General features: G+C 41.0%; 17 protein-coding genes. 6 read left to right on the top strand and 11 right to left on the bottom strand.

Annotated elements, in window-relative coordinates:
• Positions 1-50 precede the first annotated feature (50 nt).
• From ACKPCE_RS15550 to ACKPCE_RS15540, 3 genes are all read left to right on the top strand, one after another.
• The gene (locus tag ACKPCE_RS15550; RefSeq protein WP_319505863.1) at positions 51-644 is read left to right on the top strand and encodes a DUF6621 family protein; all 594 of its coding nucleotides are present in this window, start codon (positions 51-53) and stop codon (positions 642-644) included.
• 14 nt (positions 645-658) lie between these two features.
• Positions 659-1555 carry a LysR substrate-binding domain-containing protein gene (locus tag ACKPCE_RS15545; protein ID WP_319505862.1) on the top strand — a complete coding sequence of 299 codons (897 nt, stop codon included), beginning with the start codon at positions 659-661 and terminating at the stop codon, positions 1553-1555.
• A gap of 78 nt (positions 1556-1633) precedes the next feature.
• A complete protein-coding gene (locus ACKPCE_RS15540; RefSeq protein WP_319505861.1) occupies positions 1634-2623 on the top strand; it encodes a YeiH family protein in 990 nt (329 codons plus the stop codon).
• A gap of 79 nt (positions 2624-2702) precedes the next feature.
• Here ACKPCE_RS15540 and ACKPCE_RS15535 read toward each other — a convergent pair whose 3' ends face one another.
• The 9 genes from ACKPCE_RS15535 to ACKPCE_RS15495 all read right to left on the bottom strand — a co-directional run bounded on the left by ACKPCE_RS15535 (position 2703) and on the right by ACKPCE_RS15495 (position 10221).
• Entirely contained in the window at positions 2703-3347 is a 645-nt protein-coding gene (locus ACKPCE_RS15535; RefSeq protein WP_277639366.1) for a DUF4252 domain-containing protein, read from the bottom strand.
• Positions 3348-3358: 11 nt separating this feature from the next.
• On the bottom strand, positions 3359-3865 hold the full coding sequence (locus ACKPCE_RS15530; protein WP_319505860.1) for a PG0215 family putative anti-sigma factor: 507 nt from the start codon (positions 3863-3865) through the stop codon (positions 3359-3361).
• Positions 3852-4361, bottom strand: a complete 510-nt coding sequence (locus ACKPCE_RS15525) for a GFO_1088 family ECF-type sigma factor (RefSeq protein WP_319505859.1) — start codon at positions 4359-4361, stop codon at positions 3852-3854. The genes ACKPCE_RS15530 and ACKPCE_RS15525 overlap by 14 nt, the downstream gene beginning before the upstream one ends.
• A gap of 140 nt (positions 4362-4501) precedes the next feature.
• Positions 4502-5542: a recombinase RecA gene (recA, locus tag ACKPCE_RS15520; protein ID WP_319505858.1), complete on the bottom strand. Its 1041-nt coding sequence runs from the start codon at positions 5540-5542 to the stop codon at positions 4502-4504.
• 29 nt (positions 5543-5571) lie between these two features.
• Positions 5572-6027 carry a thioredoxin-dependent thiol peroxidase gene (gene bcp / locus ACKPCE_RS15515; protein ID WP_319505857.1) on the bottom strand — a complete coding sequence of 152 codons (456 nt, stop codon included), beginning with the start codon at positions 6025-6027 and terminating at the stop codon, positions 5572-5574.
• An 11-nt stretch (positions 6028-6038) separates the two neighbouring features.
• A complete protein-coding gene (locus tag ACKPCE_RS15510; protein ID WP_276993351.1) occupies positions 6039-7232 on the bottom strand; it encodes a saccharopine dehydrogenase family protein in 1194 nt (397 codons plus the stop codon).
• Positions 7233-7347: 115 nt separating this feature from the next.
• Entirely contained in the window at positions 7348-8079 is a 732-nt protein-coding gene (locus ACKPCE_RS15505) for an SDR family NAD(P)-dependent oxidoreductase (RefSeq protein WP_319505856.1), read from the bottom strand.
• A 4-nt stretch (positions 8080-8083) separates the two neighbouring features.
• A complete protein-coding gene (locus tag ACKPCE_RS15500; protein WP_276962089.1) occupies positions 8084-9073 on the bottom strand; it encodes an iron chelate uptake ABC transporter family permease subunit in 990 nt (329 codons plus the stop codon).
• 11 nt (positions 9074-9084) lie between these two features.
• Positions 9085-10221: an ABC transporter substrate-binding protein gene (locus ACKPCE_RS15495; RefSeq protein WP_319505855.1), complete on the bottom strand. Its 1137-nt coding sequence runs from the start codon at positions 10219-10221 to the stop codon at positions 9085-9087.
• A gap of 294 nt (positions 10222-10515) precedes the next feature.
• Between ACKPCE_RS15495 and dnaK the strand changes: the two genes are divergently transcribed.
• The 3 genes from dnaK (at position 10516) to ACKPCE_RS15480 (ending at position 14096) form a co-directional block, all read left to right on the top strand.
• On the top strand, positions 10516-12417 hold the full coding sequence (gene dnaK, locus ACKPCE_RS15490) for a molecular chaperone DnaK (protein ID WP_319505854.1): 1902 nt from the start codon (positions 10516-10518) through the stop codon (positions 12415-12417).
• 144 nt (positions 12418-12561) lie between these two features.
• A complete protein-coding gene (locus ACKPCE_RS15485; protein WP_319505995.1) occupies positions 12562-13167 on the top strand; it encodes a master DNA invertase Mpi family serine-type recombinase in 606 nt (201 codons plus the stop codon).
• Entirely contained in the window at positions 13164-14096 is a 933-nt protein-coding gene (locus ACKPCE_RS15480) for a TaqI-like C-terminal specificity domain-containing protein (RefSeq protein ID WP_319505853.1), read from the top strand. The genes ACKPCE_RS15485 and ACKPCE_RS15480 overlap by 4 nt, the downstream gene beginning before the upstream one ends.
• Here ACKPCE_RS15480 and ACKPCE_RS15475 read toward each other — a convergent pair.
• Positions 14071-17400, bottom strand: coding sequence for an Eco57I restriction-modification methylase domain-containing protein (locus tag ACKPCE_RS15475; RefSeq protein ID WP_319505852.1), 3330 nt, complete (start codon positions 17398-17400; stop codon positions 14071-14073). The two genes, ACKPCE_RS15480 and ACKPCE_RS15475, sit on opposite strands and share 26 nt — an antisense overlap.
• 12 nt (positions 17401-17412) lie before the next feature.
• Complete coding sequence (locus ACKPCE_RS15470) at positions 17413-20733, bottom strand: helicase-related protein (RefSeq protein ID WP_319505851.1); 3321 nt, start codon at positions 20731-20733, stop codon at positions 17413-17415.
• Positions 20734-20752: the final 19 nt, after the last annotated feature.

Raw genomic sequence — 20752 nt, 5'->3', positions numbered from 1 at the left:
CACTTGAAAGAACTTTTTCATTATCTTTATACCCTCAAATAAAATAATACATGAAAAAATTAAATTTTGCGCCCACTGTTATTGCGATTGATGCTGCTTATGTAAACCGTTTAACAGCTAGTTTAAAAGAGTTTTCTGAAAAAATAGATTTCAATGCCAAAGAGAAAGGAGATGTAGTAATGTATGTAAGGTGCATTTTGTTCGATGCTAAATTCCCTTATGTACCCAATAATCAGGTACAAGTGATTTTTACGTATGACAAAGACTCGGAGCTGCTGCCCGATTTGACGCCTTCGTCACTTAGTACTGAACTCAATGGAGTTGCCTGTTGTGATGCAGGCTATGAGTTTTTATTCTCTAGTGTTCCTACTGAAGATTTAATCTCTCCCGAAGGTCTGTTCCTCGATTTGCTGGATATACTCCTGGAGTCCAAAGATATCACACAATTAATTGTTGTCGGGGATAACGATGTGTATCCGGAATCGATACATCAAAAACTGGTAGACTATATCTTTGATATTAATTCAGAGAAGAAGGATATTGTAAGAATGCTTTCTAAATCGTCTGCTGTTGAGCTGCCCTACCGATGGGATAGTGCCTTATTGCCTATTATGGGGGCAATGGATAAAACAGAACGTTATTAAAATACAGTTCGCCAATGTCTGATTTCCGTTTAAAAGTCTTTCAGCATGTAGCCAAGAACTTGAGCTTTACCAAGGCTTCGCAAGAACTTTTTATTAGTCAGCCTGCCATTACCAAGCACATACAGGAATTGGAATCTACCTACCAGGTGCGCTTGTTCGACAGGCTAGGCAATAAAATTACACTGACCGAAGCCGGAAAACTATTGCTACAGCATAGCGAGCGCATATTGGATGACTACAAACGGTTGGCGTATGAAATGAATTTGCTTCATAACGCTTATACAGGCGAGCTACGATTGGGTGCCAGTACAACGATTGCCCAATATGTATTACCACCATTACTGGGGAGCTTCATCGAGAAGTTCCCCCAAGTAAAACTCTCGCTCTTTAACGGCAATTCACGCGATGTGGAAACGGCACTTCAGGAGCACCGAATTGATTTGGGACTCGTTGAGGGCATCGTTCGCCTGCCTCAATTGAAATACACTGATTTCTTGGATGATGAACTGGTGGCCATTGCGAATCCCGGTAGCAAACTGCGCATGTCCGATGAAATACTGCCACAAGATTTACCGAATATACCTTTGGTGCTTCGCGAACGAGGATCGGGTACACTCGATGTATTCGAGAAAGCCTTGCAACAGCATGACCTGCGACTTTCTGCCTTAAACGTGTTGCTCTACTTGGGAAGCACGGAAAGTATCAAATTATTCCTGAGTAATTCTGACTGCATGGGCATTGTATCCGTGCGTTCGGTAAGCCGCGAGCTAATGGCGGGCATGTACCGCGTCATCGATATAAAAGGAATGCCTATGCAACGAACTTTCAGTTTTGCACAAATGCAAGGGCAGGAGGGAGGTTTGGCGCAAGTCTTCATGCAATATGCCTTGCTTCATAATAAAAAGTTATAGATCATAAAAAGAAACGATTGGCGTAATTCGCAAAAGCATTCTACCTTTGCACCCATAAACATATAAAGAATATAAGATATGGCAGCAATGACTGAATGCCTCAAGGCAAATAACAAATTCGTTTACGTATCACTTCTGGTTATTCAAACCTTGGTGTTAATGATTGATTTTATACCCGGTGCATCTCCTTATACGCATTGGTTAACACCGCCTGTAGCCTTGTTTCTGGGTTTGGCTTTCGCGTTGCTTTGCGGACAGGCGCATCCTAAGTTCAACAAGAAAACATCTAAATACTTACTTCAATATTCGGTGGTGGGACTGGGTTTCGGTATGAATCTGCATGCCGCTTTGGCTTCGGGCAAAGAAGGGATGGAATTTACGATTCTTTCTGTGGTGGGTACCATGCTGATTGGTTGGTTTATCGGTCGTAAAGTACTGAAAGTAGATAGAGATACATCTTACCTCATCAGCTCGGGAACAGCCATTTGCGGAGGTAGTGCCATTGCGGCTGTGGGACCTGTTTTGCGAGCGAAAGACAGTGAAATGTCTGTGGCACTAGGTACTATTTTCGTTCTGAATGCCATCGCTCTGTTTGTCTTTCCTGTCATCGGACATTGGCTGGGCATGAGTCAGCACGAGTTCGGCACGTGGGCCGCCATCGCCATTCATGATACCAGTTCGGTGGTAGGTGCCGGCGCTGCTTACGGAGAAGAAGCCTTGAAAGTAGCCACAACCATTAAGCTCACTCGCGCTTTGTGGATTATACCCTTGGCTTTTGTCACTTCGTTCCTCTTCAAAAGCAAAGGACAAAAAGTAAGCATTCCTTGGTTTATATTCTTCTTCATTCTGGCTATGGTGGTGAATACTTACCTGCTTGCCGGAGCACCTCAGGTGGGACAAATCATCAATCACATAGCCCGTAAGGGATTAACGATTACTCTTTTCTTTATTGGTGCTTCGCTGTCGCGTGATGTGTTGAAGTCGGTAGGCGTAAAACCGCTTGTTCAAGGAGTACTCTTGTGGATGATAATTAGTCTGGGCACACTGGCCTATATCTATTGGTTTTAAAGAACGCTTGTCATTTGTGTGTTGACCCGGGTATACCTATGTTGTATATCCGGGTCAACAGGCTTCCTACATGGTACATTTATGTAGCAGGCTGTGGCTTTTTCATCTCCTCAAAACCTTTCCAGTCCTTGAACTTGTTTTGAATATCATCTTTCAGCTTATCTAAATCTTTAATTCCGTACGGAAGATTCTCCATCATTTTCTGGAAATCTTTCTCAGACCAGTTGAATTGAAAGTGAGTATCCGGCACCATAAGATCGCTGTAGCCGTTTATCAATGCAATCTGCTGAATGTCCTCGAAGTCCATTTCACCAATCAAATGAGTGTAAGCTTCTTTGGCTCCGCTCACAATCATGATGAGATCACTTACCTTGTCGCCTTTCTTGCGAATGTAAAAGGCAGACGACGATGAATTGCCTTTTTGCTTCATCAACAATTCGTAGTTTCCTTTGCGAATCATGTTATCCAGATCGGCCTTCAAACCCTTTTTGACTTGCGCATCGTAGGTAGAGATAATGTAAATGGCGTCGAGCTTGCCGGCAACTTTACTGATAACCAGATTGCCGTTAATTACATGAGGATTCATGCTTAGCATGGCTTTTGAAATGTACACGGACTTCACGTTGTCCATTTCATCATACTTGTTGAAAAGAGCATTGGGAGCTTGCGCTGCAACTGTCAAAGCTGCGGTCATAGCGAACAACATTAAAACTAACTTTTTCATAATCATGGCTTTTATTGTATTTCTTCTTGAATTTTCTTATTGGTTCGGTATATTTCCTTCTTGGTTTCGTTTACCTGATTTAACCCTTTATTCATGTTTGCAGATACTTCTGTGAGAGCTTCTTCCATGGCAAGATAAGCCTCTTTGGGGTTGTTGAAGGTATCTTCCGGGGCTTGGTTCATCCGGTAATCGTGTATGCTGTAGCCGGCCATCAGGCAAATCAGCAAACAGGCAGCTATACTGCTTATGCGAAGCACAAGCTTGCGGGATATGCGTAGCGGATACTTCTTTTCGCTTTGTGCCCTACTGTCTATCAGGTCTGATAACTTCGTTTCGAAGTAATCGGGCACGTTAACCTGTGTTTTACCGTACAATGCCCGAAACATTTTCTGTTCATTCAGCAAATGGGGCGGCACTTCTTCTCCACAGAAGTATTCCTTTAGCTGTTCCTCCTCTGCGTCAGTGGTATTACTATCGTAATATTTCACCAGTAACTTTTCTATTTCATCGACTCTCATAGCTATTTAACTGATTATATTGTTCACGTATTCGTTTGCGGGCTCGGGAGAGTAACACTCTGATGTTAATGGCATTGAGTCCCGTAATCTCTTCTATTTCTTCGTAAGAACACCCCTTTACATCCTTGAGTACAATCACCTTTTGTTGCTGCTCGGGCAAAGAGGCAATGAGGCTTTTGATTTGCTGAGCCTCCTCCCGTTCCTCCATTCTGTCGTTTATGGGTGTATCTGTTATGGCGCTTATATCTACCGTTTGTCTGCTCAACAAATGCTTTCCCGAACGAAGAATGTCGAAACACATATTTTTAACCAACGTTACACTGAACGCCTCCGGGTTGTTCACAGCCGACAATCCGTCTCTTTTATCCCACAGTTTCATGTAAGCCTCTTGCACCAGGTCTTCGGCATCAGCCTCACACTCCAGTAATTGGCAAGCAATGCAGAACAGCTTGCGGTGAAAGGGGAGAAAAGATCTTTTAAAGGTTTCAGCATCCATGGTTATTGCATCTATGTTTTAATCTTTAGACGTAGGCGTTCTTGCTTTTGTTACAGTACAAGCAAAAAAAAAGTTCTGCTCAGAAAGTCCGGTTGTTTTCGGTTTCTGAGCAGAACTTCTATATAATCAGCAACGGTTGGTTATTTACCTTCCTGCATCTTTTCAAAGATGAGTTTTTCTAACTCCTCAGCCAATTCAGGATTATCGGAAACGCATTGCTTAGCAGCGTCACGACCTTGTCCCAGCTTGGTTTCGTTGTAGCTATACCACGAACCGCTCTTTTTGATAACACCTAGCTCAGCTCCCAAATCAATAATCTCGCCCGAACGAGAGATTCCTTCGCCAAACATAATGTCGAACTCCGCTTTGCGGAAAGGAGGTGCCACTTTGTTCTTCACCACCTTTACACGAGTTTGGTTACCAATTACATCTTCACCGTCTTTGAGTTGTGTAGATCTGCGGATATCCAGACGAACAGAAGCGTAGAACTTCAGTGCGTTACCACCCGTTGTTGTTTCGGGGTTACCGAACATCACTCCAATCTTTTCGCGCAACTGGTTGATGAAGACACAGGTAGTGCGTGTTTTGCTGACGGCAGCCGTTAGCTTACGCAAAGCCTGAGACATCAGTCGGGCTTGCAATCCCACTTTGTTATCACCCATATCTCCTTCAATTTCAGCTTTCGGAGTCAGCGCTGCAACAGAGTCGATTACGATAATATCGATGGCCGATGAACGGATTAATTGCTCGGCAATTTCCAAAGCCTGTTCGCCGTTGTCGGGTTGAGAAATCCACAAATTGTCGATGTCAACACCCAGTTTGGCAGCATAAAAGCGGTCGAATGCATGTTCCGCATCGATGAACGCTGCTATACCACCGGCCTTTTGAGCTTCGGCAATGGCATGAATGGCGAGCGTTGTTTTTCCCGATGATTCCGGACCATAGATTTCAATGATTCTTCCTCTGGGGTAGCCTCCCACGCCTAGTGCGGCATTAAGAGCTATTGATCCTGTTGGGATTACTTCAACTTGTTCCACAATGTTATCGCCCATTTTCATGATAGAACCTTTACCGAAGTTCTTTTCTATCTTGTCCATGGCTGCCTGTAAGGCTTTTAATTTTTCGCTTGATGCCATTTTGTTCGTATCTGATTCAAAATTTAATTCGTCTTTCTTGGCCATATTATTCTTGGTTAGTAGTTTCTTGTATGCTACTTTATGTTCATTATCTGCTCGGCATGAGCCTTGGTATTCACCTCTTTCGAATCGATGATTCGCTCAATGACCCCTTCCTCGTTGATAATGAAACTGGTTCTGAGTGTTCCCATATAGGCTCTTCCATACATCTTCTTCTCAGCCCAAACGCCAAACTGTTCCACTAGTTTTTTATCCGTATCGGCAATTAGCGTAAAGGGTAACTCATTCTTATCAATAAATTTTTGATGAGACTTTTCGTCATCCACGCTTACCCCGATTACTTCGTAACCTGCTTTGCGCAATTCGGCATAGTTATCTCTTAAATTGCACGCCTGAGTGGTGCAGCCCGAAGTATTGTCTTTCGGGTAGAAGTAAAGCACCAGCTTTTTTCCTTTGTAATCGGCAAGGCGTATTTCTTCTCCTTTTTCGTTTGTGCCCAGAACTTCCGGGGCTTTATCTCCTACTTTCATAACTTTTTTATTTAGAGTTCAAGATCAGCATCGAATACCTCGTGCCAAGGTAAACCTTGTTTGTTGAGTTGTTCCATGAACGGATCCGGATTGAATTCTTCCACATTATTCACTCCGGGGCGGTTCCACAATCCTTTGAAGAACATCATGGCACCAATCATAGCAGGAACACCGGTTGTATAGCTTACGCCCTGCATGCCCGTTTCCTTGTAAGCAGCCTCATGGCTACAGTTGTTGTACACATAATAAGTACGCTCTTTTCCGTCTTTGATTCCACGAATGCGGCAACCGATAGAAGTTTCGCCAGTGTAGTTCTCACCCAAATCTTGTGGGTTAGGCAATACAGCCTTGAGGAACTGAATAGGAACAATCTTCTGTCCGTTATAATCAATTTCGTCGATACGAGCCATACCGATGTTCTGAATGACACGCAGGTGAGTTAAATACTCTTGTCCGAAAGTCATCCAGAAACGTGCACGCTTAATAGTGGGGAAGTTCTTCACCAAAGATTCCAACTCTTCGTGGTAAAGCAAGTATGATTCTTTAGGACCCACGTTAGGGTAAGTAATGGGTTGGTGAATTTCCAGAGAACCCGTTTCTACCCACTGACCGTTTTCGTAGTAACGACCCTTTTGCGTAATTTCGCGGATGTTGATTTCCGGATTGAAGTTAGTGGCAAAAGCCTTGTGGTGATCGCCCGCGTTACAGTCAACGATATCAAGGTAATGTATTTCATCAAAATGATGTTTAGCTGCATAAGCCGTGTAGATACCGCTCACACCCGGGTCGAAACCGCAGCCCAGGATAGCAGTTAGTCCGGCTTCCTTAAATCTTTCGTGGTAAGCCCATTGCCAGCTGTACTCAAAATGAGCTTCATCCTTCGGCTCATAGTTGGCTGTGTCCAGGTAATTGACACCGGCTTGCAAACAAGCCTCCATAATGGTAAGGTCCTGATAAGGAAGTGCCACATTAATAACCAGTTCAGGTTTGAAGTCATTGAACAGTGCAACCAGTTCTTCTACGTTGTCAGCATCTACCTGTGCTGTTTTGATAGCCGGATTACCGATGGCTTTAACAATAGCATCGCACTTTGAACGTGTGCGGCTGGCAATCATAATATCAGTGAAAGTGTCGGCGTTTTGTGCCACTTTATGTGCCACTACGGTTCCTACACCCCCGGCACCAATAATAAGTACTCTACCCATTTTAATTATTTAGCTTTATATATTTAGTATCAATCTATAACAACGAACGAACAGGTTTGTTAGGTCGTCGTTTGAAATAAACAGAGCAAAGATAAAAAAATAAATCGGAACGCAATTATATATAGATCATCTTCTTTGTCATGCCTCCATCTATCACAATATTCTCTGCGTTAATAAAATTATTCTCGTGTTGGCAAAGAAAAAGGCAGGTACGGGCTATGTCTTCCGGTTTGCCTACCCGTTGTGACGGATGTTGCTCATGATCAGCGTCGGTTAATGTTTCGTAGTTATTGTTTTCTATCCACCCCGGAGCAATAGAATTGACGGTGATACCATATTTACTCAGCGACAGAGCCAGAGCATGTGTTAGTGAATAAATTCCGCCTTTGGATGCGGCATAACCTTCACTGTGAGGCTCACTCATCAAATACCGGGTTGAGGCAATGTTGATGATACGCCCATAAGGATTAGTCTCTGTATGTAGGCTTCTGTGAACGGCCAGCAAACGAGAAGTAATAAATGCAGGGCGCAGGTTGGTTGCCAAAATCTTATCAAACTCCGCTACGGTAGTTTCTGTAATCGGAGAGAACTCACTGATACCGGCATTGTTAACGATTACGTCAATGTCGCCCCACTCATCGAATAAAACGCGCATGGTATATTCCAGAGCCTCTTCATTCTTCACATCCGCCTCAAAAAAGCGGGCATTGGTTTGTTTGCTGAGTAGATTTCCTTTGACCACATCAACGTCACAGAAAGCGACTTTTGCTCCGTCCATGCAAAATGCCTCTACAATTGCTTTGCCTATTCCGGATGCAGCTCCGGTAACGAATACACGTTTTTCCATCTGTTTATCCTTTATTTTTAATGATAATCCACACAATAACCGGGGCGCCAAACAAAGCGGTGACGGCATTAATTGGAAGAGTTCCCTGCGTACCCGGAAGTTGAGAAATAATATCACACAACAACATAACGGTGGCACCACACAATATCACAGCCGGAAAAATAATGCGATGATTGGATGTTTCCATCAATCCCCTGGCAATGTGTGGCATTGTAATACCTATAAATGCGATGGGACCCGTGAATGCGGTTGATGTGCCGGCAAGTAATGCCGTGGCAAGGATGACCAGAAAACGAAGTCGCATGACGGAAATTCCCAGTCCGGCAGCGTAATTCTTTCCCAATAGGAAGATATTTAATTGCTTCTGTAACAAGAAAGCCATAAAAAGTCCGCCCATGATAGCGAACACCATCACCCACATCTGCTCCCAACCAACGGATGATAAGCTGCCGAAGGTCCATGTGATAAAAAGCTTTAGCATGTCGGGGTTGCTGATGCTTTGCATGATGCTGACAATGGCTCCGGCAAAGTTGCCGAACATCATACCGATGATGAGTAATGACACGGTTTGGGGAATCTTGACAGAGGCCACGATGATAAGCAGCAAAACAGCAGTGGCTCCTATTACGGCAGCCAGTACCTGTCCCCAACCCGAAACAAAAGCAAAAGGAAGTGCAGCAGTACTTAAGGTAAGTAAGGCAACTCCCAAACTGGCACCCGAGGTCACCCCGAGCACATCCGGTCCGGCCAGCGGGTTGTGAAACAGCGTTTGCATCATCACGCCCGCCACCGATAAGGCTGCACCGGTACATATGGCTGTTAACGCTTTGGGAATGCGGTGGTTGAGAATAATTTCACGGTAAATCTCATTCCCTTCATGCCCGGTCAATGTTCCCCATATTTCACTGAGCGGAATGTTAACACTGCCCAGAATGATATCTGCCAACAATGCCATTCCGAATGCGACGAATAATAGTGTAAATCTGTACCTCATTAGCCAGTCGGTTATCTTAGTTTCTCCATGTAAACCGTTTCGTAGTCGGGAAGCAATTCGGGGTGCAAGATGCGAATCATGTCACTCAATAACAAGTCGGGCCGGGCTACACCACTTTCCCAATAATCATTCCCCCCGTTTTTATTTTTGCGCTTATTAATATTGTATACCTGTTTGTTTTTGAATGCTTTGAATAGTTGGTATTTCTTGTCTATACTTCCTAATTCCTCTAAAGACGAGGCATCGGCACCCACCCAAACATCCGCTTGTCCGAAGTGTACCAGAGCTTCTTCAATGGTACTGCTCCGGCTACCGCTTGCCGTTGTGTCATTGGCGTAAAAGTAACTTCCTCCCGCATCACGAAACAGTTGAGCGTTGTAGCTTAGTCCGGTAGGCATAGACCAGCTGCCCCTGTAATCTTGTCCCGATAAAATGCCGGGTTTGTTTTGAACCTTTGCAGCAGCTGCCTTGATTTCGTTGTATCTGGTTTCAACAGAATGAAAAATACTGTCGGCCAACTGTTCTTTGTCGAAGAAAGCTCCCATGAACTTGATCCATTCTGCCCTGCCCAACAACGATTTCTCCTGCCACTCAATATTATAAATAATAGCAATACCAGTCTGCTTCATACGTTTGCTGTTCTCATCATCGGCGTTATAAGCCGATGTCATAATAGCTTGCGGATGCAATAAGATGAGATTCTCTATGTCCAGATTGAACGCATCTCCCAAATCTTTTATCTTTCCTTCTGCTACCCCTTTTAAGATAGTAGGGTTATAGATATAGGCAGAACTAAACACCCCTTTTACTTTATCAAGCTCTTCCAATAACTCCATAAACCCTAAATGTGTTGCCGAGTTGATCATCAGCGATTGCAAAGGGATTTTTATTTTATGACCATTTTCGGGAACCCGAACATTCTCGTCTTTAACCAAGTAATACGTATCGTATACCTCGTTGTTCTGCCACGGATTATATACGGTTACCGTTGTGTAATCAGTGTTGTGAACGATGCTGAAGCGTTTGGCGTATAACAAATCTACTGGTTTGCCTTCAGCTACTTCGGAGTTACGATTCTGCTTGGAATTGCCACAAGACAGAAGCAATAAACACAGAGGCAGGTATAGTAAACAAAGCAATTTTTTCATTCGTTTTTTTATTTAAAATGATTCAGTACACAAAGATATTCATTTTATAAATACCACAGTCTTTAATGAAGCATCTAAATGAACCAACTCTTCACGTTCGGCTCTCAAAATTCTGCCTTTCTGTCAGTTTTCTCTTCTTATAAGGACTAAAAACGACATTTTCTACTGTCAGATACCGATGCCGGATTCTGGGCTTTACGTTTTGGCACAAGGTTTGTCCTTTCATTGACGTCTGCCGAGGTTTGACTTTGGTAGCATTCAAAACGAATAATAACAATTAAAAAATAGATAATCATGGGAAAAATTATTGGTATAGACTTAGGAACAACAAACTCCTGCGTCTCTGTATTCGAAGGAAACGAACCGGTTGTTATTTCAAATAGCGAAGGCAAACGTACAACTCCTTCTATTGTGGCATTTATTGATGGCGGCGAACGTAAAGTAGGTGATCCTGCTAAACGTCAGGCAATCACGAATCCTCAGAGAACAGTCTTCTCCATCAAACGTTTCATGGGAGAGAACTGGGATCAGGTTCAGAAGGAAACTGCACGTGTGCCTTACAAAGTAGTGAAGGGTGATAATAATACTCCGCGCGTTGACATCGACGGACGTCTTTATACTCCGCAAGAAATCTCTGCCATGATTCTTCAGAAAATGAAAAAGACAGCAGAAGATTACCTGGGACAAGAGGTAACTGAAGCCGTAATTACTGTACCTGCTTATTTCAGCGACTCACAACGTCAGGCTACCAAAGAAGCCGGACAAATTGCCGGACTTGAGGTAAAACGTATTGTGAACGAACCAACAGCTGCTGCTTTGGCTTACGGTCTTGACAAAGCTCATAAGGATATGAAGATTGCCGTATTCGACTTAGGAGGTGGTACTTTCGATATCTCAATCCTTGAGTTCGGTGGCGGTGTGTTTGAGGTACTTTCAACCAACGGTGATACTCACTTGGGTGGTGATGACTTCGACCAGGTTATCATTAACTGGTTGGTACAAGAATTTAAAAACGATGAAGGAGCAGATCTTACTCAGGATCCAATGGCCCTGCAACGTTTGAAGGAAGCTGCTGAAAAAGCAAAGATAGAACTTTCGTCATCAACTTCAACAGAAATCAACCTGCCATACATCATGCCGGTTGGCGGTGTACCTAAACACTTGGTTAAAACGCTGACTCGTGCTAAGTTTGAATCATTGGCTCACGATTTGATTCAGGCTTGTTTGGAACCTTGTAAGAAGGCGATGAACGATGCCGGACTTAGCAATTCAGACATTGATGAAGTGATCTTGGTAGGTGGATCTTCACGTATTCCTTCTATTCAGAAGTTAGTTGAAGATTTCTTCGGTAAGACTCCTTCCAAAGGTGTGAACCCCGATGAGGTAGTTGCTGTAGGTGCTGCCGTACAGGGTGCTGTTTTGACTGACGAAATTAAAGGTGTGGTATTGTTGGATGTAACTCCTCTTTCAATGGGTATTGAAACATTAGGTGGTGTAATGACCAAACTGATTGATGCCAATACCACTATTCCTTGCAAGAAGAGCGAAACATTCTCGACAGCTGCCGATAACCAGACTGAGGTAACCATTCACGTGTTGCAAGGTGAACGCCCCATGGCTTCACAGAACAAATCAATCGGTCAGTTCAACCTGACAGGTATTGCTCCTGCGCGTCGTGGTATTCCTCAAGTTGAAGTTACTTTCGATATTGACGCAAACGGTATCTTGAAGGTTTCTGCAAAAGATAAAGCAACAGGTAAAGAGCAGGCTATTCGTATCGAAGCATCCAGCGGCTTAAGCAAGGAGGAAATTGATCGTATGAAAGCCGAAGCGGAAGCCAATGCAGAAGCTGACAAGAAAGAACGTGAAAAGATTGATAAGCTGAACCAGGCAGACAGCATGATTTTCCAAACTGAAAAGCAATTGGAAGAACTAGGTGATAAACTTTCTGCTGATAAGAAAGCTCCTATTGAAGCTGCACTTACCAAATTGAAAGATGCTCATAAAGCTCAGGATTTAGCAGCAATTGACACAGCTATGGCTGAGGTTAATACTGCTTTCCAAGCTGCAAGTGCTGAGATGTATGCACAAAGCGGAGCACAGCCCGGACCGGACATGAATGCCGGACAAGCTAATGCAGATGACAGCAAGAATGGTGATAATGTTCAAGATGCTGATTTTGAAGAAGTGAAGTAATTTCGATAAGGAAACAGATAACGGACAATAAGGAAAAGCGTGCAACTCATTGAGCTGCACGCTTTTTGCTTTTATGGGGCTCATGGTTGTTATATGCCTCTTATTATGGACTTTTTATCTCTTAATATAAAAGATCTGAATATTATGATTTACGGATACATTAGGGTAAGTAGCGACAAGCAGACGGTAGAGAATCAGCGTTTCGAAATAAATAATTTTTGTGAACGCAATAAACTTGTAATTGATGGCTGGATTGAGGAAACTATTAGCGGTATGAAATCGTATAATAAACGTGAATTGGGCAAACTTTTGAAACAAATTCAGAAAGATGATCTCATTATTTGTGCAGAGTTGTCACGTTTGGGGAGAAATTTGTTCATGATTATGGAAATATTAAATACTTGTATGACTAAAGAATGCCGTGTATGGACTATAAAAGATAATTATCGCCTTGGTGATGATATCCAAAGTAAGGTACTTGCTTTTGCTTTTGGACTATCAGCTGAGATAGAACGTAATCTTATTAGCCAGCGCACGAAGGAGGCTTTGGCAAGAAAGAAAGCGGAAGGTGTGACGTTGGGACGACCAAAGGGAAGAAAAAGCTCTGTGGAAAAATATAAACTTCATGGGAAAGAGAATCTTATCCATGAACTTTTAAAGGCAAAAGTTTCTAAGCGTAAAATTTCCAAATTATGTAAAGTGGATAGAAATACGCTTGACCGTTTCATAAAACAGTTTTTGACGGAATGAAACCGAGCGTTTTCGTCCAGCAATGTGGGTCGTTATGCGAGTTTAGTAGTTCTGACTCGTGGGTGATTCTCTTACCCATTGAGCAGAGCATCAAACGCAAGATAGAGGCAGTCGGAACACCTTTGAAGGATTGGGATATCCAAATCAACTATGGAATAAAGACAGGCTATAATGAAGCATTCATTATTACCACAGAGAAAAGAGATGAAATACTCGCTAATTGCCAAACAAAGGAGGAGCGTACCAGAACGGCTGAAATTATACGACCGATTCTGCGAGGCAGGGATATTAAGAGGTATGGTTATGAGTGGGCAGATAAGTATCTTATTGCTACATTTCCTTCTCGTCATTACGATATTGAACAATATCCAACAGTGAAACAATATCTACTTTCATTTGGAAAGGAGCGATTGGAACAAACAGGAAAGACATATACTATCAATGGAGAGAAGATTAAAGCTCGTAAGAAAACTAATAATAAATGGTTTGAGACACAAGATAGTATCAGTTATTGGGAGGATTTTAGTAAGCCAAAAATCATATGGAAACGTATAGGCTCTATACTTCGTTTTGCATATGATGTAAATGGGAGCTTCGGACTTGATAGCACTTGTTTTGCAACAGGAGAACACATTGCATATTTGTGCTGTATATTGAACTCGTTGATGGGGCATTATATGTTCAAGGATTCTCCAAAAACAGGGACAGGAGATTTACTTGTTAGCGTTCAGGCTATTGAACCAATTTTGATTCCAATCGACATACAACTGGAAATCATCTTCAAAAAATTATTGTATGAACTGTTATCAGAAGACTCCAATGTAACAGAAAAGGAGATAAATCGCTTAGTCTTTAAATTATACGATTTATCTCCTGAAGAGATAGGATACGTTACTGATTATGTCACTCAATCTCAACAAAGCCTATGACTTGCTGTTCAATATCTGTGAGCTTATACAAATCGAAAATCATAGCATCAATCGCTATGGCTTTTGATTTGGTATATTCTCTCTGAATCTCAATTATTAGATGTTGAAAGACGAATTCTGTCTCACTTGATATTTGAAGTACAGGAATTTTATCAAAGAATATTTTACTCATTTCTCGAGTTCCGCCCTGCAATTCTGGAAATGAATCGCGGAAGCAAAACTTAAAAAGCGAGGAGTTGAGGAAGGCTGTAAGATATGCTATTGCTTGCCCTGTAATAATGAAGCATTTTTGATTGGTATAATATGCACAATCATCATAAACGAACGGCATATATTTTGTCATATTAGGGTAGACAATTTTTGGCTTACTAAAATCCTCCATATAAGCGCAGTTGCGAAGATTATATGGTGTATCCCCCTTGTCTGCACGCTTTGAGATTTTATCCCAATATTGGTCTAAATGAGCTTTTATAGCAGGATATTCATTCACATCTATACGTGGAAATTTTCTTTTGATGCCATTATGAGTATTGATAATCCACAAATCTGCCCACTCATAACTATATCTTTTAATATCTCTGCCCCTTAAAATCGGTCGTATAAGTTCAGCGGTTCTGATACGTTCTTCTTCCGACTTACAGTTGGCAAGAATCTCGTTACGCTTCTCTGTGGAAATGATGAATGCTTCATTATAACCAGTAAGCACACCTCGATAGATATTTATATCCCAGTCTTTGAGAGGAGTTCCGACAGCTTCTATTTTTCTCTTAATACTTCGTTCTATTGGCGATAATATCACCCACGAGTCAGAACTACTAAACTCGCATAACGACCCACATTGCTGGACGAAAACGCTCAAATTATTAACGCTATCTTTATTTTGTTTGTTGGTAACAGCGCACAGGGTCTTATGCTTGTTTGCTTCTTTAGCAAAGAGTAATATATTTGTGTCTACGGTAGCACTTTCGAATATTTTAACACCTGCGAAGTCTATGAGCAATTGCGGATTAGTCTTATTAGCAAAGAAATTGCGAGTTTTTTCGCCATAACCTGCACGCATCCACTTATTGGATGTTATATAGCAAAGGTGTCCATTCGATTTGAGCAACTGCCAACCACGTTCATAGAAGAGGCAATAAATATCTCCTGTTTTGGCAAATGTTTTGTATCCACATGGTTCGTAAAGTTTTGCTAATTCACCACCATTATTCTGTAACTGGATGTAAGGAGGATTACCTATCACTATGTCAAAGCCATCCTTCACATTGAACATCCATTCTGGGTCAAAGAACTCTGCTACTGTGTTTTGGTCGTAGGGATTCCATGCAGCCAATTGTTTTGCATCTTCTGGTGCAAAATCTTCATTGTCAGCAAGCAACTTTGCTAATTTTTCGCGAAGAACCTTGTCTTGTTCACGTAGAATGCTTTTGCGATTTGCTGTCTTTGCAGAGAAATGATCATGACGTACTTTTGTTAGTTCTTCTTTTATTAATTCAATTTCACGATTCTCAAAGAGATTGTATTGTGCAGCTTTTTTCTTCTTTTCTACTAGAGAGTTGGCAGCCACAAACTTTGTTTCAAGATTAGGCAATGTTGGAATGCCAAAGTTTGGTTTGGATTCATCTTTCTCACAATTACAAATGAGTGAGATAAAGAAACGTAGTTTGGTTATCTGTGCAGCTATACTTTGAATATCACTACCATAGATGCAGTTCTCTAGGATTACTAGTTTTAAATCGTATAATTTTTCGTTTGGAGATATACGAACAAGAATATCAATCATACGGTTGAGTAACCCCATAGGAAAGGCCCCCGAACCACAGGCTGGATCAAGAATCTTTATTGCCTTCAACTTGTCGGCAATAGAGTTATAGTCCTCTATTCTATCTTTGTCGAAAGAGAAGTCCTGTTCAAACAGTGAATGGACTAATGGTGTATTGCCTAAGTATGCAATAAGGCTTTGGTCTACCATATAGTTGACTATCTCACGAGGTGTATAGAACGATCCACTTTGATTACGAGCTGTTTCTTTCGTTTCAGGATTATATGCGCCCAAGAGATTTTCGAATACTTTTCCCAATAATTCAGGGTCAAGGGCTACCTGCAACTCTTCGGGTGAATTTTCTTCAATCGTGAAATTATAGCGACTAAGAATTGAAATTAGTCCTTTTTCAGGTTCAAAAAAAAGGTTGTTCGGAACAATCGCACGATTACGATAACGCCCATCTGCAAACCGTTTGTCGTTTCGGCTGAAACCGTCATAATTGAAAGCCTGTTCCACACCGTCAATCATCTTTGTCTTGTCAAGACATTCAAAAAGACCGCCATTGAGGAATGGTACTTCTGAAAATAGATTTATGACTTCATCTTCACTGATACAAAACATTTCAGCATAGCGATAGAGGGTTTTAATATCTTTCTTCACGTTAGTGGCAAATTTACGTTTATTGCCCTGTTCATCTTCTATTGCACGGTTGAGCGTGGCAAAGAATAAGTTTTGAAGAATGGCATTATAGAAGTTTCCAACCGTATCACTATAGGGATCGAATTCTTTCAGAATAGTTTGTAAATAATCTATGTTGAAGATTTTATTGGGAATTAAATCTTTCTGCTTGATGAACCATACGAACATAATACGGGTAATCATGCGGATAATTTTTGTTTCCAAATCTTCACGGTCATCATCTTCTATTGTTGTGTCGTTTGGGAAAGACACATGAGAAGAAGGCTCTACAGCCCATTGATACCATCCGAACAAGTCTTTGTAGAACTGTTTAGTGAGTGCTTCGACAGAGAATGCAGCTGTAATGTCACTGAGCGTCTGCTTACTTTTTTTTAGAATACCAAATTGATCTATTGCAGTACGGCATCCACGCCCTTCACCTAGGAGGTAGGTATAGCGTTTGGTGTTGGTCGATATTTTCTCATAATTTCCCTGCTTGTTGAAACCCCACGTTTCACTTATATATGAGAAACGAAGTACACTTTCATTTTTACGATAGTAGAACATGAACGCACCAGCATACCCCATGTTGCGCCAATCAGAAGTAAGCATATCACGGATACCTTGACGGTTATACTCGATATCAACTTTCTCGGTCAGTTCTACCTCGTAGATGGCAATGGCTTCATCATCGGAAAGCGAAATCTTACCTATATTGAGAGCTTCTTTGGCTAGTCGGCTGTTCACTTGCACTGTCGAAGGCCGGTTCCAAAAACTCACTTTGTTGAGGAATATGTCGTGAAGCAATTGTTGCCATGCTCCTCGGTTGTATCTAGATTCAATGATTTCTTTGTAGTTCATATTGCTTTTTATTTATTTAAATGACTCTGATAGGATAATTTTTGCTTTGGTTTCCTGTGTGTTTAGTAAGGATTCTTGCGCAGTATAATAGGGAGCATATTTTTTTGCCATTTCAATGATTTCATCAAGAGCTTCGTTATGGGTCATTCTAGCTTTTCCTCCTGTTCTGCGTAAATCCTTTTGTATACGTTGTAAACGTTTGGCTATATAAGTTATAACACCGCGTTCTGCTAAAGTTTTGAGTTGAATGACTTTCATGTATAAGTCATTATCATCAATTTCTCGAATAAAGTTATTCAGTAAGTTGACAGCGATGTTGACTTGGGCTCCCATCAATGTTTGTTCATCGTGATTCGTTTCTTGTGAGCGCATTTCATCATCTTGCATTGAGCGAAATTTCTGTAATGCCATATTTATATGCTTATGGTGTTGTTCTATACGTTCTATAGGTTGCTCATCTTTTACCGCCTTGAAATATTTAAGTGCATCAAGCACGGACAATTCTTCTGCCGTTTCAGATACTAAGAAGAATACTTTGCGGAAGTTTGTCTTCAAGAAAACAAGAGTATTATCTGAAAGTGTCGGTCTATCTAAATTTTTAGTTTCACGACCTGTGCGACTACGTAACGATAGTTTTGCTATACGGTTGTATTCTTTCCTATTTGTTTGATAGAGAGTACGGAGTTCTTCGTAATATGGAAGTTCCTGATTGCGTTCTTCTTTCTGCTGTTTCATACCTTCGTCAAAAAGTTTACTGAGGTCACGATCAAGGATCTCTTCTTGTGAATAGATTTGGTTATCTTCTCCAAATGTTGAGTGGAAAGTTTGAATTTTACTTAACGCTATTTGATTTAGATTAATTTCACGGTTCCCTTCACGCGACGGATAGAATACATAGTTATATATATGCTTGGATGTGGAACCGATACGGTTTACACGACCAATGCGTTGCATTAGTCGTGTGCTATTCCATGGTGTATCGTAATTTACAATTACGTTGGCACGATGCAAATTTACACCTTCTGCTAACACATCTGTAGTAAGGATGATGTTGTAATCGTTGAGTTTTGTTTTGTAGTTTGCATCAAAGTTCTCACGAATGATTTTGAATTGCTTACTACGATTATCAGCAGAGATGACTAATACATCTTTACGGTTGATGCGACGATATAAATATTTCACAGTGTCAATAGATTCAGAAAATACGACAAGCTTTTGCTCTGGATTACGTTCTCTCATAAATAACTCATGTTTAAGTAACTCATTAAACTTAGTAAATTTAGAATCGTCTTCGTCTGTTATATTCTTCCATTCTGCACATAACTTCTCAAGTATGCTTTGATCGTTATAGAGCATCGTTGTAAATTCAGGTTTGAAATCGTCAGCAACAAATACAGCATTTTTCGGATTATCTTCCGCTTTAGCATTAAGTTTCTCCTCTATTTCTTCATCACTCAAACCTGATTCCAACAACATATTAATGTCGAGGTCTGGAGCAATGAATACTTTGTTACGATCGAACATCTTAATCATATTTTGATTCGCTTGTCGGAAATTATCCAAAGAAACCTGGAAGGCATAGAAACTACTCTCCAAACGTTTTACTAATCCGTTTTTACGAATACCAGCCAAACTCCGGCTTATCAACTCTGCATTATCGTATAGTCCCTGTGCAACTTTAGGGTTTAAATAAGCTATTGCCTGATAACGTGCGTATGTCAGATTTTTTTCGAGCGTAAGTATAGTATGTTCAAATAAGTCAGCAAGATGTTCATTTAATTCATAGCGGCTCTCATTAGGTTGCTCAACTTTGGGAAATCCGTTCATGTCTTTATTGTAACGAATTATGTTTTCGATGTCTGTTCTTGTTCGGCGTACTGTTAAAGGCTTTATAACTCGATCACGAACATTTTCTGCTAATTTTTTGAAACGACTAACATCGAAATCTGATTCTCTCCTTAATTGTTTGAATTCTTTAATTAACGGAGCGAAAAAGGCTGTTAGATTTGAAACACCATCAATTGTACAACGACGCGGATCTTGAAAGAGTTGTATCTCAGTGTATATATCGGCAGGAGTGTTGTTCATTGGCGTTGCAGATATAAGCATGACCTTTTTTTTATAACCGGGTATATTGCCATTCTCGATGCGTGGCATTTTGCAAATTTCCTGTAATTGTTCAAAAGCTGCTGTTGTATGCGAACGGAACTTATGTGCTTCATCCACCAATATAAGGTCAAACTCGTCAGCGTTCCAATAATTATAGTTGTCTTCATCAAGCACTTTTGATAAACTTCCATTAGAAACGAAGTTTGCATATTTATCAATACCGAAATCTTTGAATGTGGCTTTCCAGTTTTGTTCTACAGCAGGAGGATATATCACAAGGATTTTTGTCTTGTCACGACCATTTTCAATTAAAAACTTTTTGGCTATCATGGTGGCGACGACTGTTTTTCCAAGACCAACAACATCGGCGAGGAAAAAACCGTCATAGCGAATAAGTTTCTGAAATCCCTCTTCGACAGCATCCATCTGGTAATCATATTTTGTGTAGCCATCAGGCATATCAAAAGGATTATTATCATCGGTAGCCATTACTCGATCGGAGAAGTATTCCATGAGCATTTTGATGTAAAGGTCATAAGGAGAAACATCTCCTTTTAGATAAGTTCTATCAATAGAAACTTTAATATCGTCGGCTGTAATTTCACATCCCTCAGCCTCTTTCCACAGCAGCTCAAATTCATCTTTTGCAAATTTAACATCATCATATCTATCCAATTTTACATTGAACTCGTATTGCCGATTTTCTGTAATGCCGAGTCCATTGCCAGATAAATTGCTTGACCCGGTAATAGCCATACCGTGAGTGTATTGGTTAAATTCATTAGGATAGAGCACATAAATTTTAGCATGAATTTTTTTTGAAGGATGAGCACGTATTTCTAGTTTACTCTCAATAAGGTCTTGTACCATTTGGAACATACCATCCTCAACCTCTTTACTGTAGTGTGACTGTTCAATATCTTGACGTATTTTACGAAGACAATCTTCTTTAACTTCTTCTTCTGCACCAAAAAAAAGTTTTCCTTGTCTTGCAGCTTGTGCAATATACTTATCTACATCAATGCCTATCAGCACTCTAGCTTTATTAATACCATCAAGGAATGGACGCAATGAGAAATAACCTGATGCTCGTAAGAATCCAACAACAGCGTCAAGATTGCTAATATGAGGATTATGATGTAATACACCCTCAAATTCCTTTATAAGGGTGTTATTATCTCTGTTTGTAAAGAAATTAGAGTTGATGTTTACTGTTTTATCCATATTTTATTAATTAAAGTTC

Origin of the sequence: Bacteroides graminisolvens, from assembly GCF_963666085.1 — a bacterium.
GTDB classification, from domain to species: domain Bacteria; phylum Bacteroidota; class Bacteroidia; order Bacteroidales; family Bacteroidaceae; genus Bacteroides; species Bacteroides graminisolvens.
This window is presented reverse-complemented; position numbering and strand designations above follow the sequence as displayed.